Raw genomic sequence first — 16,150 nt, 5'->3', positions numbered from 1 at the left:
CAACCCGCCTACCAAATACTAGGGTTTTTGCCCTTACCTACTTATTGACTTCTCGCATCTGCTAAAGACTCATTGCTCGCTTCACCATCAGAATGCAGTTCAGCTTGGTGTATCTTATCAGGAATCAGCCCCTCCGGCCGCACGATCATCATGACAACAAGAGTTAGGCCGAATAGAAATAAGCGCATTTGAATCGGGTCTAAACTGGTTGCCAGAAAGTCTCGCAACTGGGGAATTGCAATCCTGGGGAGTACAAAAGTATTCAGAAAACCCTTGAGGACTTGCGCTAATTGTGGCAGATAAAGCCGATCGGCAGACATGATAATGATAGCCCCCAAAATCACCCCGGTCATGTTGCCCAAACCGCCTAAAATCACCATACACAGGATGATTACCGACACCGAGAAATCGAAAACGCTGGGAAAAATCGCGCTGATATAGGCGGCGTAAAACGCGCCTGCAAAGCCCGAAAACGTCGCTCCCATCGCAAAAGCCGAAAGTTTGGTTTTGACCAGGTTAATGCCCATCGCACTAGCCGCTAACTCATCTTCGCGCATGGCATTCCACGCCCTCCCCAAGCGGGAATCTCGCAGCCGCGAAATCATGAAGTAAGCGAAGACAACTAGCAGCAAAATTAGGTAGTACCAGGGAAAATAGTTGCCGGTGCTGAAAGTGCCGACGATGGGGAGAGATGGACGCCCGATCGGGTTTATGCCCGCTTCGCCCCCGGTGAGGTTAAAAGGTCGATCGCACCCAACCAGACACAGCACCAACTCTGGTTTACCCAAAACAGCAGCGACAATCTTCGAGACTGGTTCGTCGATCCGAATCGCGGTTAAATTCCTAAAGACAACCGGGATAATTTCGCCGAAACCGAGGGTAACGATCGCCAAATAATCGCCCCTGAGCCGCAGCGTCGGAATACCCAGGATTACGCCCGCGATCGCAGCTACACCGGCCGCGATCGGGAGTACCACCCAAAAATTCCAAGCAATATTTAACTGCCCAGAAGATAGCAAAGCCGTCGTGTAAGCGCCGATCGCAAAAAACGCCGCATATCCCAAATCCAACAAACCCGCAAAACCCACAGTAATATTCAAACCCAGCGCCAACATAATAAAGATTTGAATCTGTACTACAGTAGCAATCCAGCCAGTCTGAGCCTGAATGTCGATAAAGGGAAACAGAATTAGAAGAAAAGCTAATGTCACCAGAGTTGCCAGCCGCTGCCGTTCCCCCTGCAAACCCTGCAAAGCACCCATTAACGTAGCTGTCAAAATGGCGATCGTCAAACTGCAAATCCCGTACAGCAGCGTAGTCGGCAAAGCCACAGCCGATTGCCCAGAAAAAGGTCTAATCAAAACCCCTTCTACCACACTCGCAACTAACAGCCAAACTCCCAATCCCAAACCCGCTAAACTGCCGATCGCAGCACCCATTTTCGGGCTGTAAACCTTCCGATCCCGACAGCTCATAAACCCTGCCGCCGTACCCATCAGCCAGCCGATCACGGTGCCGCTCCAACCCCCGAATAGGAGGACTGTTAAAGAGCCGATCGCTCCTAAAATACCGCTCGATTTAATTGCTTGGATTATTTTGTTTGACATAAGGAAGTTCGGCAACGGAGTCGCTCCACGGATGTAAAGGATAGAAGCAAGAGGTAAGTCGTAGGGTGCGTCGCCACCTTTAATCCCTCAAAAAAATAGACAATCGATGAGCGACGCACCTTACCATTAGTCTTTAGTCACTGTTCACTGTTCACTGTCAACTGTCAACTGTCAACTGTCAACTGTCAACTGCTATATACTGGAACTGTTACCGGAACACACTTCAAACGGGCGATCGCTATATGGTACAAGCACCTCAAAAAACTATCACCCTCGACGAGTTTTTGCAACTCCCAGAAACCAAACCCGCTAGCGAATACATCAAAGGTGCGATCGTCCAAAAACCTATGCCGCAAGGAAAACACAGCAAACTACAAGGCAGACTCGTAACAGTCACCAACGACATCGCAGAGAAACCGCAAATTGCCCTAGCCCTACCCGAACTTCGCTGCACCTTTGGCGGACGTTCTATTGTTCCCGATGTCGCCATTTTTGTTTGGAATCGCATTCCCCTAGACGCTGACGGCGAAATTGCCAATACATTTAACGATCACCCAGACTGGACAATAGAAATTTTGTCCCCAGCCCAAAGCCAAACCAAAGTCACAAACAATATTTTGCACTGTTTGAATGCCGGTTGTCAGATGGGTTGGTTGCTCGATCCCGATGAAAAAAACATTTTAGCTTATCCCGCAAGGCAGCAGCCTATTTCCTTGCAAGAAGCAACAGATATACTTCCGGTTCCCAAATTCATGCCGGAAATGCAGTTGACTTTAGGCGAAGTTTTTAGCTGGCTCAAACCAGGGAATATTTAAAAGGTAAAACTAAAACGTAAAACGATCTCGCTTTTAGTTCCCCAACTTATATGAAAAATCTGGGAGCTGCCTGCGCTGTTTTTTCATGTCTACTTAAATATCTCTTGCGATTATTTAAACCCAAAATTTCAAACCTTCTCCTGAACATTTTCGCCCAACAAACCCCCAGGCCGAAAAGCCAAAATCACCACCAAAACCCCAAACACCCAAGCATTAGTCCAGCGGCTCGATAAATACTGGTCGCTCAAAGACGAAAGCAACCCAATCAAAACGCCTCCCAACATCGCCCCGACAATATTGCCAATTCCCCCCAAAACCGCCGCCGTAAAAGCTCTCAAACCCGCCGTAAACCCCATCGTAAACACGATCGTATTGTTGTACAAACCCACCAAAATACCCGCAGAACCAGCCAAAGCTCCACCAATCAAAAAAGTCAGAGCAATAATCTGATCTACATTAATCCCCATAATTTTAGCAGCATCGCGGCTTTGAGCCGTTGCCCGCATCGCCTTTCCCAGACGAGTGTACTGGACAAACACGTGAAGCAAAACCATCAATACAACCGCCACCACCAACACAATTAAATCCTTGGTAGTAAATACAATACTCGTTTGAATTCCCAAAGCTTTGAAAATATCAACTCGCGGCAACAAATCTGGAAAGCTTTTCGGAGCAGCAGAATTAGAACCCATCACCGGAATAAAAGCTTTCAATCCTCCCCAAAACAGCCCCATATTTTGGAAAATAAAAGAAACTCCAATCGCTGAAATTAAAGGAGCTAAACGGGGAGCATTTCGCAAAGGCCGATAAGCGTACTTTTCCACAACAATATTGAGTCCAGCACAAAACACCGAACATACAATTAAAGCAACTAACATCACCGGTATAGCAATACCTAAAGGTGCGCCATCTTGAATCCCAAAAGCTCCGAACACGGTTAGGGAAGCAAAAGCACCCAACATATACAAATCGCCGTGAGCAAAATTGATTAACTCAATAATGCCGTAAACCATAGTGTAACCCAAAGCAATAATTGCAATCAGCGCGCCGTTGACCAGACCTACTAATAATTGTTGGATAAAAACTTCAGGATTGCTGACTATTTCTCCAAGGATTTTTGGCAAATCTAATCCGGCGATCGGGCCTAATAACAAAACTATATAAGCTACACCTAGATATAAGAGAATACGCGGCCAGTTTTTCATAACTTTCGGTAATTGGTAATCGGTAATCGGGAATTGGGGAGCGAGACAGAAACCGGGTTTTTTTCCGAAACAACTCGATCGAAACCTTAAATCCAGTAAAAACCCGGTTTCTTTAGTATGAATGCGTCCTAATGACAACTGACAACTGACAACTGACAACTGACAACTGACAACTAACTAATTATTCCGTCTTGAGCGCATTCACGAACTCCCACTTGCCACCTTTAACCACATTTCCTGACATTGTAGTCAAGCTCGTGTCGCCGTTGGTGTCAAAACTCCAAGTGCCGAGTACCCCGTTAAAATCTTTAGTTGCCAACACAGCTTCGCGGATAGCAGCGCGGTCATTTTTGCAAACTTTATTAATTGCGCCGATCGCAACTTTAGCAGCTTCATAGGCGTAAGCTGCATAAGCTTCCGGTTCAGCATTATATTTTGCCTTGTAACTTTCGTACCAATTCGCGCCCGCACCAGTCAATTCTTGAGGAGGCAAGCCGCCAAAAGTAGCGTAAATTCCTTCCGCATCTTTGCCCGCCGCGTCAATTAAAGCTTGCTCTTTAATGCCGTCGGGCCCCATGAATTTAACTGCCTCAGCCGCCATCCCAACATTTCTCATGTCTTTAATTATTTGTCCGGCATTGCTTTGAGTAGTGCCGCCGAAGTAAATCAGGTCTGGATTTAAAGCTTTGATCTTATTCATTAACGCCTTGTAGTCGCTAGCTTTAATATCAATTCCCTCTCTTCCGAGGACTTGAATTCCCAACTTTTTAGCAGTGGCTTCAAAAACATCAGCGATGCCTTTGCCGTAGAGTTCTTGGTCGTCGAGAATGTATACTTTTTGCACGCCTAAAGATTTTGCCCAGTTGCCAGCTACAGCCCCTTGAAGGTCGTCAGCGGGGACAACGCGGGTGAAATTGCGAGTGCCTGCGGGATAATAAACGTTGGGTTCTTTGGCTTCGCCTTTTCCTGGTTTAGTCAGTCCCGGATAAGTGTTCGCCGGACTGATCATGACGATGTTAGCTTGGTTGAGCACGGGAATGGAAAGTTTGGCGGCACCGGAGTTATAGTGACCGATGACGGCAACTACCGAACCGTCAGCCACGGCTTTGTTGGAATTAGACGTTACTTGGGCCGGATCCCATTTGCCGGCCGCGGCGGTGGCGTCGTCGAAAACTTCGTATTGAATTTGGATTTTGCCGTCGCAAGCTTTGGAGTTGGTTTCGGCTAGGGCTTGTTGGATGCCGTTGACCATTGTTTGAGCTTGACCCAAGGCGCTGCCTGTCATCGGCAGCATGGAGACAATTTTGACAGTATTTGGGTCTCCGGGGCTGCTGACTGCGACGGGAGTGGCTGCGGGACTGGTTCCGGGGCTGCCTCCGGGAGTTGTGGCGGTGGGTGCTTGAGGATTTTGACAGCTAGCGCACAGAGAGGCTATTCCGGCGGCAAAAAGTAATTTCCGCAATCCTCCGACGCCGAGATTTTGTGTTGAGTTGATTTTTGGGGATGTGGCACTTTTGCCCCCTGACTTCTGGGAAAAGTTCATAGGTTGGTTTGTTTGTTGCTTGCGTCTTAGCATATTTTCACTGTTTTAACTATGTAGTCAAGGGTTAGCACAAATTTTCAAATTTTAGACCAACTTTTAAAGATACACCGCTGCAACAAGCTGTTTCTCTCGTTTTCTATCGTTCCCAGGCTCTGTTTCTCGTTCCCAGGCTCTGCCGGGGAATGCCTACGGGGAGGGTCTGCTTCCAGCACACGAGGTAGAGCAAGAGTGAAATGGGTTTGCAGGCAGAGCGTGGGAACCAGTTAAAACCAGTTAAACCAGTTAAAATTTAAAAGAGAAAGGAAAATACAAATTTCCTTTCCCTTTTTCAACCCCCCAGCGTCAAATCCGCTTGATTGCGAAATCAAAGATGAATCCCTTTTTCCCTGTGAGCGATCGGCACTAAAATATTCCTAATTAATCATTACTCTAGCTCTTTTAACGCTTCAAACACCAACAGCGAATCGATCGCCCGTAGAGCCTCCGACATTCGCAACTCGTGCGTTCCTCCCACAATCATATACCGCTTTCCTTTCTTCTGAAGAACCTCAACAAACCACTGGTGCATAATCATCCGTAAATGTTCGCTTTCTCGCGTTCCATCCTGAACAAACCCGAAATCCGGCTGAGTCAAAATATACAAATCGCAGCGGCGGCTGTCTGCAATTTGCTCGACCGTCGGGTGTTCCGAACCAACGTAACGTTTGTGCCAAATACAAGTAGCTAAAGCGTCTGTATCGCAAATAACCACTTTGTTAGCGCGAGTAGCAATATCGTCTTCTATAGCAGCTTGTTTCTTGGCAATTTCTACAAATTCATAGCTGTCCCAAATTTCTGGATCGGGGGAATATTGCCTGCCTTCCCAGTAACACCTGCCGTATTCGGGAACCCAAGCAGTTTGGTAGTGCTGTGCGAGCGATCGTGCTAGGGTAGTCGTGCCGCTCGATTCTACACCCAGCACGCAGACTCGTTTGGCAAAGTAGGCCTTGGCTGGGGGAGTTAGCATTTGCCAGTGTTCGGCTAGGTGCGATCGCAATTGCGTTCCAGAAATCGGGAATTTGAGTCGTTCGCGATCGACTGCACAGTGTTGAGATCCCATCAGTTTTGCCCAAGGTTCGCCGTAATCTTCTGAAGTAAAAGCGATATCGGGTTTTCGCCCGGAAAGCACCTCAAGAGTCCTCTGAGCCCAAGGTTCGGGGGCTTCCGGCAAATCGTCGAGCACTTCGATAACTTCTGCGTCGGGATGCAAAAACCGAATCCAGTCGGCTCTAACGCTTCCTGCAACTGCTTGATTTGTTTTGTAACAGGCGAGAACGATTAAACGGTCAACTTTTTTTTTAGCTTCTCGAATTAAGTAGTCGTGTCCTTTGTGGAAGGGGTAAAATTTGCCTACAGTAACACCGAGTATCATAAAGATTGCTGCTGTTTTAACTTTTGTTCCGAGTAAATCCGCTGAAAATTTTGCAGTCCGTGAATTGCCATCAAGCAAAATATCGCGTACAAAATACTCGTCAGATATAGCCCCCGCGAGGCATACAAGGGAACGTAAATCGTGTCTGCAACAATCCACAAATACCAGCTTTCGAGATAGCGTTCCATCAGGTACAACTGGGCGAGCGCGCTTAAGATGGTGGTCAGGGCGTCCCAAAAGGGTGCTGCACCGCCCAAAGATACTAATACTGTTCGCAAGCCAAATACGCCAACTGTAACTAAGACTGCGGTGAGGATGAGCCAGCGTTGGTTCATGCGACATACAGGTTTTTCGGTGCTGTTTTCGCCGCCCCGCAGCCAAATATAAATTGCTTGCAAGCTCGTGATTAAATAGAAGAATTGAATCGCAACTTCGCCGTAAAGTTTAACTTGATAAAACACCGCAGCGTAGGCGATAACTCCGATTAAGCCGACCCACCAGCCTAGGGGATTGTTTTTAGCAAGCAGCCAAACGCTCCAAGCAGAAGCGATCGCGGCTATCGCTTCGATTAAGTCGAGTTGGATAGGGACAAACCACTGCACTGAAAGCAGGAGCACGAAGATGCTTGCTGCGAAGCCGATTAAGTTTTGCAGGTTCGCTTTTTTCATGGCAATCCCTATTTCGGCTGGCTATATGGACTGCGAAATCAAATCCGAATCCTTTTTTTCTTTTGAGCGATCGACACTAAAATCTTCATAGTACGATCGCTCAGTATTCACATCCCACAAATCGTGCTTTTCCCCGATAATATTTCTCACAGCCAGCATCCCCGTCAGCATAGAATGGTCTTGGTTGTTGTATCGGTGCATACCGTTTCGCCCGATCGTCTGCAAATTCTCAAATCCCTTCAAAAAACCTTCAAGTACCTGCAAGTGTCCTCGATATTCCCCATCATAAACTGGATAAGCTTTAAGTTGCCGTATGACAACTCCATCTTGCACATCAGGAGTTGTTGCTAACCCCAAACCAACCAATTCGCTAGTTGCTAATTTGACAAGTTCCGCGTCCGACATTTCCCAAATCTCGTCGCCTACGCTACAGAAATATTCCATTCCCAAACAACTTTTGCTAGCGTCAGGAACTAAAGCAGCGCTCCAATTCTTAAAGTTTTGAATTCGTCCCACTTTGACTTCGGGAGAGTGAATGTAAATCCAGTTGTCAGGAAACAAATCCTTGCGATCGACAATCAGCGCTACAATCAAAAAATCTCGATATTTGAGCGATCTCGCGGCGTGCAATACCTCTTCGGGGGGCTGCGGTTTCATTCTTGCTATCAGCGCCGATATCGGCATACTGGTAATGAAATTATCAGCAGAATATTGAACTAATTCTCCGTTTTCCTCCGCAGTAATACTTTTAATCTTATTACCTTCACGCTCAAAGCTAATCACTTTTGTATCGAGATAAACTTTGCCGTCTTTATTCTCCACAGCTTCCGCAAACTTTTCCCACATCATCCCCGGCCCCAAAGCCGGATAATCAAACTCTTTGATTAATGTTTTAGTGTCATTGCTGCCAAACAAAGCATTAATTATTGCTGTCGTCAGCGACAATCCTTTAATCCGCTGCGCCGCCCAATCTGCTTGAATTTCCGAACAAGGAATGCCCCAAACTTTTTCTGTGTAAGTCTTAAAAAATGTTTTATACAAGCGTTCGCCAAAACGATTGATCACCCATTGTTCAAAAGTTTTTTCTTCGGTAAGTGGCCATATTTTCACTTTCAGATAACTCAAAATAATCAGCGTACTCTCAATTATCCCCAAATTAAAGAGAGTATTGAAGGCACTAATCGGATAGTTGAAAAATTTACCTCGATAAAAAATTCGCGACAATCGTGGCACTTTAATAAACTCATTTCCCAGTACCTCTTGCCACAACTGCTGCACGGCTTCAACTTTAGTATAAAAGCGGTGGCCGCCAATGTCGAAACGATAGCCTTTGTAGGTTTCTGTGCGAGCTATTCCCCCAACTTTATCATCTTTTTCTAGTACAACAGGGATGATGCCTTGCTTGACTAGCTCGTAGGCAGCAGTCAAGCCCGCAGGGCCTGCACCGACGATCGCAACCGGATAATGTTTCACTCAGCCTACCTCCAGCTTTTTTATCGAAACTATACAGTTATTTATAACTTGTCACAGTGATAGATGCACCCGTGAATACCCTGAGAAACGAGCGATCGACCTGATGTTTAAGCACACTTTGCCTTGATTTATTGAGCGGATACTGGCAAGCTAACTTTGCCAGTCACAGGCTTTTTTTGGTATAAGTAGCGACCAGTGCCGATCGCGAATGCCAGTCCGCTGTAAAAGTAGAAAAGCCAGTGCCACGGAATAGTTTTCAGGGCAAATAGCATACCGTGTTTACGGTGAAAAAATCGGTAAAGCGGTGCATTAATTGCTACCAGCGGTATGGCCAGCAAACCAGCCAGTAGCAGAAAGCTTAGCGACCAGCAGGTTCCCAAAGTTGCCAGCAGGACTGCATAAGTTAAAATCACGCTGATGCGGTTCGAGACTTGCAAGTTGAGGTCGTTATTCAATTGGCGATCGCGCCAAATCAGTTCTGTCCAAGGCAGCGCTCGGTAGAAAAAGTCAGCTTTCACCATACCCATAGGTTTCCACCGCTTTAAATGCTTCACCTGCAATGTTTTGCACAGCCGAATGTTATAACCTGCTTGTTTCAAACGGTAGCCGAACTCAATATCTTCGATCGAAGCTTGGCGGTAACTCTCATTAAAGCCACCCATTTGCAAAAAAATTTCCCGGCGAATCACTCCGCAAGCGCCCCAAAAAGTCGAAGCTTCTTCGTTACCTGTTTGGTGCACGTAGTGGTGCAGCAAGTTCCTGTACTGCGATAGAAAATCAGGATCTCCAGGATCGTCGTCGTAAGAGCCGATGAAAGCAGCTAGGTAGGGATTATTTTTGAACACCGATATCGCATAGCCCACAGCTTCTGGACAAACAGCGACATCAGCATCCACAAAAAACAGAATATCTCCCTTTGCAGCCTGGGCACCCAAATTCCTGGCCCGCGCTGGCCCTCCGCATTCGGGAATCCTGATCACTTTGGCGCCGAATTCCTGGGCCAGACGCCAAGAACCGTCGCTTTCGCCATCTGCTACTACAATAATCTCGATCGGCCTGGGCACAGTTTGAGCCAGTTTTGACAAACAGGTGCGGAAGTAAGAGCCCCCGTTGTGGACTGGGATAATAACGGATACAGTGGGGTCGGCGGTAGAAATCATTACCTAAATTGTTTAAATTGCAGGGGCTAAAATTTGCTGGAATTTTATGGGTGCTACTTTACAAAGGGTAAAATCAGCTCTACTTTTTTATTTATAACTCGATTTTTGTTGATCTTCAACTATATTTTTTTCTGGTATTCTCGATTTAATTTTACCCATTCTTACTTCTATTTTACGCCATCTCTTGCTCAGAGTGACCTGATGTAGACAACACCTTTACAAAATCTTTAAATATATCATTGTTTGTATAAACTTGCGAAAAAGCCCCAGCAGCCTTTTGGTGCGACTGTGTTGCAATGCACAAGACTTTGATTTTATAAGTAGGCACACCGTATAAAATCAAACATACTTTATACGGACACCGGGAACTGTCATGACTTGCGCGGTAGAATTTCTTTTACAGACCTCATCCGCCAGTGACTCCTGCACCAAGTGTCGATCGCGACTGCGGACTCCATACACATTTTATGACTTTTGGCAATATATTTTAAATATACGTCTTAAAATTTCCGACGCTGTACGATCGAGCTTTGGTAATTTGCTAACATACCCTTAGCTAGTTCCCTTTGAACCAAAACTTTTACACAAACAAGTTTTTATATTACATGAAAACCTTCCAAAACACTTTAAATACGCCCTTAGTTTCAGTCATCATACCAGCTTACAAAGCTGATTTTTTATTTCTCAAACCAGAGAGTCTTTCTTCTCTCAAAATTGTCAAAACATACAACTTTTAGTAGTTGGTGACGGCACTACAGATACAACAGCCGAAATAGTCCAATCTTTTGCTCAAAAAGATAGCCTAGTCAGCTTATTCCACCAATCAAGTGCCGACGCCGCCCTCGCCAGCAACCTAGCAATTGAGAACTCAAAAGGCGAATATATCGCTCGCATCCATGCCGACGATATTTAATATCCGCAAAACCTAGAAAAATAAGTAAAATGCCTGAACTCCCCAGCACCCTTTGTCGGAGTTGTCTATTCCTGGTAAGTTGATATAAATGAAAAAGACTTGCTCACAGGTGGATTTTATACTCCACCATCGAAGGAGAAGTTTACACAGCATTAATTTATAAATATTTTATAGGCAATGCCAGCTCATCTCTAATCCGCAGCGTTTGTTTTGCAAAAATCGGCGGTTACAACGGCACATAGCCAAACATTATCAATTTAAAGTCATACCACAATGCTTAGTTGCCTATCGACCGATTGCCAGCAGTATATCTAGCAACTATGGAATGAGAATTAAATAACTTAGAATGCGTGATGGTTCTTGTGGGATGGGCGTCCCGCCCCTCGATAAAGGGCGGGCTATAAGAGCTCAACCCACTTTCAAGAGTGTAAATTATTTAATTCGCGATCCTATGCAGCAATGGCAAAATCTCACTCTTTAATTATGGCAGATATCCGGCAGCAACATCCCGAAATTCCCAGCAGCATTTATCGCTGCTATAGCAGCAACTTTTACATTTACTTAGGCTCGCGAATTAAATAACTTACAATTTTAATTGTTATTCTGGGATGGGCGTCCCGCCCGTCCCACTTTCAAGAGTGGAAGTTATTTAATTCTCATTACTTAGCTGTCAAAAGAAACCGCAGCGCCAATCACCACAGTACATTATCTTGGCTGTATCGAGCTTTCAAAGAAGATTTATCTATGGGATTTGTGAGCCACATTTTGTATCTGCTGTCAATAGAAAGTATATTAAAAATAATATTTCCAGCGCCAACTGAATCAGGGTTAGAGTTAAAACAAGCATCAGAATCGAGTGCAGGGAAGACACTTTCTAGGATTGAGACTCGCACGAAGGCTCACAGAATGTTACCGTCGCAGGTATACGAAAGAATGCGATTCAACAGTTTAGGAAATCTAAAATCTAAATAAACCCAACATTGAAAAACCCGGTTTGTTGAAGAAACCGGGTTTTTGAGGAAGCTAGAGGGCGTTTAATTTTGACTGGTTGCTCCATCGAGAATCAGGAAAGAGGGTTAAATAAAAAAATCTAAATTTTCCATTCTTCCTTCTTTCTTCCGTCTACCTAATCTCTCTAAGCGTGAGAAGCTGTAGCAGTTTGAGCTTGCGGCTTCTTACCATCGGGCGCAAGGGATTCCCCTTCAATAAACGATCGCAACATCCAAGCCATTTGTTCGTGCTGTTCCATCAAACCAGTCAAAAAGTCGGCAGTTCCGTCATCCTTAAACTCTTCGCCGCACTGTTCGACGTGTTGGCGGAGATTGCGAATAATCAGTTCGTGGTCGTCAACTAAACGCGACACCATCTCAGTCGCTAAAGGCAAATCGCCAATATGTTCTTTGATCGAGGCATACTTGAGAAAACCCTCAGCAGTACCAATTGGATAGCCGCCTAAAGCTCTCACCCGTTCGGCCATAGCATCGATATTTTCAGTTAATACTTGGTAGTGTTCTTCCCACAACTGGTGGAGCGATCGAAACTGCGGGCCAACTACATCCCAGTGATACTTTTTGGTTTTGATTAACAGCAGATAAGCATCTGACAGGTCGCGATTTAATAGTTCGATAACGCCTGCACGTTGCTCGTCAGATAGACCTATGTTTAACTTACGCATTGAAAATTGTTCCTTCAACTCTAACTTTACTATTAGAACAAATTTCGCCACCCACTTACATCAACCCAGAGGACGATCGAAGACGATCGCACTTGAGTAAAATATCTGCTTTTCAGGTGAAAGTAATTGCAATATTGATACCTTTAGATAGATGCAATCCAACTTCTTGTTCCGAAGCGCCTTTGTTTGGCGATCGCACCGATTGGGCTGCTGGGGAACCCAGCTCAATCTCGCTATATAAAAAGGCTGCACTCTGATTGTTAGTAAAAATCAAGGAATTTATGTCCCAGTTAACCAACATCCCACACAATTAAGTGTGTGGGCTGCTTTAAATGACGGCATAGGGGACTTAGAATTAAATATAACCCCAGTTATCCTAGAAAGCTAGGAAACAGATTTTCTGACATCAGCGGTGCTGACCTCTGTGATTGGGATGCTAGAAATGATATTGAGTCCAACCGTTAAATCGACGTTCCAGGATGGTGCCAAGAAACAGACGGGCGATCGCCGTCGAAACTTTATGGCAAAAGTGGCGGCAGGCCCCGATCGAATACAGCCATGAAACCCTTTGTCCCATATAGTAGACCGCCTGGATAAGTTGTGCGATCGCTTCACCTTCAGGAACACTTGCTGCTGCGACCGCCGCAGCACTAAGCCGAAGGTATCAACCGCAGTGTAGCGTTTTCGGCCCCCATGAAGGCTTGGTCAAACCCGACACTCGGATGAACCATCGTTGCAATGGCAACTGTTTAAACCGGGTTTTTAACGGATGGCGTCTCCAGGACGTATAAAAAAAGCAGTTCTCTGTGTTGGCGCGAAAGAGGAGAAAGACGGGATTGCAGTTTGTCCTATGTGGGGAATACGGGGTAAAGTAGCGGTAGGAAAGATTTATCCATACTCTTACTAACTGTGCTACTTTCATTGTTAGCTGTAAACCATCATGCGGGAAATCTGCCAGAGCGTGGAAACCATATTTCAACTGCTGTTAGACGAACTTAAAAAGTCCACTCGCGCGTCTGAGCAGAACTGCCAAGATGTAGCAGGGCGACTCGCAGCAGAAGTCAACAGGATATGCACAGAAAGCCAGCGGATTCAGACCTCTGGAGATATAGAAGGTTCAGCCCAGACCCTAGCTCAGCACCGCTTGCAACAATGCCTCCACTATTACAATTTAGGCTCTGGGCCGGGGCGAGTAGAATTGCACAGTACCCTCAGCGCGATCGTCTATCGCTACATCACCCCTCCGCAGGTGCAGTCTAGCTATCAGGCGCGAGTAGAACTGATCAAAGATTTTTTGCAAGGATTTTATCTCGAAGCTTTAAAGGCATTCCGGCGCGAAACCCAACTGCCACCCACCTACAGTCCCCGCACTCGCTTAGAACTAGCAGAGTACATGGCCTTTGTAGAGCGCTTCGGCAAGCGGCGCATTCCTTTACCTCGGAACCGCAGCCAGCAACTAATTATTTTACGGGCCCAAACCTTTTCCCAGCAGCAGCCCAAAGAAACCTCCGTAGATATGGAACAAGCAGCCGACGGAGGGGCTTCAGATTCCGACCAAACTTGGAATGACACATCGGTGCACTCAGTGCGGGAAGCGATGGCCGGACAGGGATCGGCGGCAATTCGTCCCCTAGGCGACGAGTCAGAATCTCTGCGGCAAAACGTGATTGACGAATTAGTGGGTTACTTAAAAGAGCGCAATCAACAAGACTGCGCCGATTACTTCGTGCTGCGCTTGCAAGACTTGCCGACTAATGAAATAGAGTCGCTTTTGGGCATAACTCCCCGCCAAAGAGACTATTTGCAGCAGCGCTTCAAGTACCATTTGCTCAGGTTCGCTATGTCGCACCGCTGGGAACTCGTTCACCAGTGGCTGGAAGCAGATTTAGACCGCAATTTGGGTTTGCTGCCTTCTCAGTGGCAGGCTTTTGGCGAGCAAATTGGTCCAGAGGGACAGCGTTTGCTAAAGTTGAAGCAACAAGGTCTGTCAGAGTCAGCGATCGCCCAAACCCTGGGTAGCACGGTAGCCCAGGTACAGAAGCGGTGGTTTAAATTGCTGGAACTTGCGTGGGAATTGCGAAATCGTTCAGATTCCGGAGAAGGGGCATCTAGTGATGAATAACGAAACGAACAGGGATGCAGAGGCTTTCGATCGCCATTTTTTAGACTGGATATTGCAGGTGCCGATCGCGAATACCTCTAACGAAAATGAGGAAAACCTCAATCCATCCCCTCGCTCAGAAGAGTGGGGCGACACAGAAGAAAATTCCGGGGTGGAATACTGGGAATGGGACGAACCAGACCCGCTGGACTATCAAGTGGGGGCGCACAGTAATGCACCCGCACAACCGCTGACAATTGGAGAAATACCGACCGTGCAAGACCGTTTTCAGACCTTGTTAAAAGAAAGGCTTAGAGCCGAAATTGAATCCAACCCGCCGCTGTTCCCCTGGGAAACAGAATTCAAAAGCTACGACCACGATTACCCAGACGATGTAGCCCCGCAATGGGTTCCCCCCCTACACATCTGGACTCCCCAACTACAAAATATCAGGTGGGGCCGCCTGCCAATTCCGATCGCCCAAGGGGTTTTTGCTCAACTGCTAGAACCTTGTCAGGAACTGGTAATGTCGTCGCTGCGGCAAGGCTCGAAGTTAGTTCGCGCTGTAGATGGCTTATTTCCGGGCCAGTCTCAAGAACTTAACGAGTTAGCTGGTTTAGTGCTCCGAGGTTCTTTGCGGGGACTTCTAGATTTAGAAGATTTCCCGAATTACGAAGCAGCCAGTACCGATCAACAAATGGTGCTGTCGCTGTTGGCCGCCAAGGAAATCATTGAGTCTCTAACTCTCGATTGTCCTGTGAATCAGCCGCCGGTTTCGCGGGAGTGGCTGACTGGTTTGGGTGCGCTGACTCTGGAGGCTCAATACCTGTCGAACCCCAACAGAGAACAGCCAATGCCGTGTTTAAGAGTTGAGTGCCAATTTCCGGGGGCAGGAAGTTTGGAACTCAAGGGAGGAGATGCCGAAGCAACTGCACATCGTCCGAATTCCGGGCATTTAAGTGTGGAGTTGTTTGACCCGCAACCTAACAAGACTTATGCCCTAGAAGTTCGATTCCAAAACTTCGAGACCAGACCTTTGATGTTTGCTATTCGTCCAATTTGGGTCGGACAAGATAGCAACTAGAAAGGTTTAATTAGAGTAAATAATGTAGGTATTTACTCTGTGGTTTGACCTCACACAAAACAGATGCAATCCCTCGACTTCGGTCGTGGAAAGCCAAAAAAGTTAGATATTAGTTCAATACCCCAGATTCATCTGTGGATTCAAGCTAAAATCTAATGAGATAGAAACAAGATTTAGATATTAGTTAAAACCCAGATTTATCTGTGGATTCAATCTAAAATCTAAAATCTAAAATCTAAAATCGCTTGACAGGGAAATAAGATTTAGATATTAGTTAAAGCCAAGATTTATCTGTGGATTTAATCTAAAATCTAAAATCTAAAATCTAAAATGGTTTGACAGGGAAATAAGATTTAGGTATTAGTTAAAGCCAAGATTTATCTGTGGATTTAATCTAAAATCTAAAATCTAAAATGGTTTGACAGGGAAATAAGATTTAGATATTAGTTAAAGCCAAGATTTATCTGTGGATTTAATCTAAAATCTAAAATCTAA

14 protein-coding genes are annotated in these 16,150 nt (G+C 45.9%); 6 read left to right on the top strand and 8 right to left on the bottom strand.

Features of this window, described 5'->3' with window-relative positions:
* Positions 1-41 precede the first annotated feature (41 nt).
* Complete coding sequence (locus QUA50_RS18385) at positions 42-1,607, bottom strand: ABC transporter permease subunit (protein ID WP_333265460.1); 1,566 nt, start codon at positions 1,605-1,607, stop codon at positions 42-44.
* 242 nt (positions 1,608-1,849) lie between these two features.
* Here QUA50_RS18385 and QUA50_RS18380 point away from each other — a divergent pair, with 242 nt between their 5' ends.
* Positions 1,850-2,422, top strand: a complete 573-nt coding sequence (locus tag QUA50_RS18380) for a Uma2 family endonuclease (protein ID WP_333265462.1) — start codon at positions 1,850-1,852, stop codon at positions 2,420-2,422.
* 128 nt (positions 2,423-2,550) lie between these two features.
* On the opposite strand, the gene QUA50_RS18375 is transcribed toward QUA50_RS18380, so the two are convergent.
* From QUA50_RS18375 to QUA50_RS18350, 6 genes are all read right to left on the bottom strand, one after another.
* Positions 2,551-3,627, bottom strand: a complete 1,077-nt coding sequence (locus QUA50_RS18375; protein WP_333262913.1) for a branched-chain amino acid ABC transporter permease — start codon at positions 3,625-3,627, stop codon at positions 2,551-2,553.
* A gap of 181 nt (positions 3,628-3,808) precedes the next feature.
* A complete protein-coding gene (locus QUA50_RS18370) occupies positions 3,809-5,170 on the bottom strand; it encodes a branched-chain amino acid ABC transporter substrate-binding protein (protein ID WP_333265464.1) in 1,362 nt (453 codons plus the stop codon).
* A gap of 424 nt (positions 5,171-5,594) precedes the next feature.
* A complete protein-coding gene (locus tag QUA50_RS18365; protein ID WP_333265467.1) occupies positions 5,595-6,581 on the bottom strand; it encodes an AAA family ATPase in 987 nt (328 codons plus the stop codon).
* Positions 6,578-7,249, bottom strand: a complete 672-nt coding sequence (gene pnuC, locus QUA50_RS18360) for a nicotinamide riboside transporter PnuC (protein ID WP_333265469.1) — start codon at positions 7,247-7,249, stop codon at positions 6,578-6,580. Before pnuC ends, QUA50_RS18365 begins: the two co-directional genes overlap by 4 nt.
* Positions 7,250-7,270: 21 nt before the next feature.
* Complete coding sequence (locus QUA50_RS18355) at positions 7,271-8,722, bottom strand: NAD(P)/FAD-dependent oxidoreductase (RefSeq protein WP_333265471.1); 1,452 nt, start codon at positions 8,720-8,722, stop codon at positions 7,271-7,273.
* Positions 8,723-8,850: 128 nt separating this feature from the next.
* Positions 8,851-9,882 carry a glycosyltransferase family A protein gene (locus QUA50_RS18350; RefSeq protein WP_333265473.1) on the bottom strand — a complete coding sequence of 344 codons (1,032 nt, stop codon included), beginning with the start codon at positions 9,880-9,882 and terminating at the stop codon, positions 8,851-8,853.
* Between the two features lie 679 nt (positions 9,883-10,561).
* On the opposite strand from QUA50_RS18350, the gene QUA50_RS18345 reads away from it, so the two are divergent.
* Together QUA50_RS18345 and QUA50_RS18340 are read left to right on the top strand one after the other, a co-directional pair.
* Positions 10,562-10,795 (top strand): glycosyltransferase family A protein, encoded by a 234-nt coding sequence (locus QUA50_RS18345; RefSeq protein ID WP_333298782.1) that lies wholly within the window; start codon positions 10,562-10,564, stop codon positions 10,793-10,795.
* Between the two features lie 459 nt (positions 10,796-11,254).
* Entirely contained in the window at positions 11,255-11,377 is a 123-nt protein-coding gene (locus tag QUA50_RS18340) for a hypothetical protein (protein ID WP_333053255.1), read from the top strand.
* Positions 11,378-11,930: 553 nt separating this feature from the next.
* On the opposite strand, the gene QUA50_RS18335 is transcribed toward QUA50_RS18340, so the two are convergent.
* Positions 11,931-12,470 (bottom strand): Dps family protein, encoded by a 540-nt coding sequence (locus tag QUA50_RS18335; RefSeq protein WP_333265475.1) that lies wholly within the window; start codon positions 12,468-12,470, stop codon positions 11,931-11,933.
* Between QUA50_RS18335 and QUA50_RS18330 the strand changes: the two genes are divergently transcribed.
* From QUA50_RS18330 to QUA50_RS18320, 3 genes are all read left to right on the top strand, one after another.
* On the top strand, positions 12,470-12,727 hold the full coding sequence (locus tag QUA50_RS18330) for a hypothetical protein (RefSeq protein WP_333265477.1): 258 nt from the start codon (positions 12,470-12,472) through the stop codon (positions 12,725-12,727). The two genes, QUA50_RS18335 and QUA50_RS18330, sit on opposite strands and share 1 nt — an antisense overlap.
* Positions 12,728-13,410: 683 nt before the next feature.
* Positions 13,411-14,592, top strand: a complete 1,182-nt coding sequence (gene hetZ, locus QUA50_RS18325; protein ID WP_333265479.1) for a heterocyst differentiation protein HetZ — start codon at positions 13,411-13,413, stop codon at positions 14,590-14,592.
* Positions 14,585-15,655, top strand: a complete 1,071-nt coding sequence (locus QUA50_RS18320) for a hypothetical protein (RefSeq protein ID WP_333265481.1) — start codon at positions 14,585-14,587, stop codon at positions 15,653-15,655. Before hetZ ends, QUA50_RS18320 begins: the two co-directional genes overlap by 8 nt.
* Positions 15,656-16,150 lie beyond the last annotated feature (495 nt).

It is taken from the genome of Microcoleus sp. M2_D5 (assembly GCF_036701935.1).
In the GTDB taxonomy this organism is placed as follows: Bacteria; Cyanobacteriota; Cyanobacteriia; order Cyanobacteriales; family Microcoleaceae; genus Microcoleus.
The sequence above is the reverse complement of the archived record's forward strand: the minus strand, read 5'-3'. Positions and strand labels throughout refer to the sequence as shown.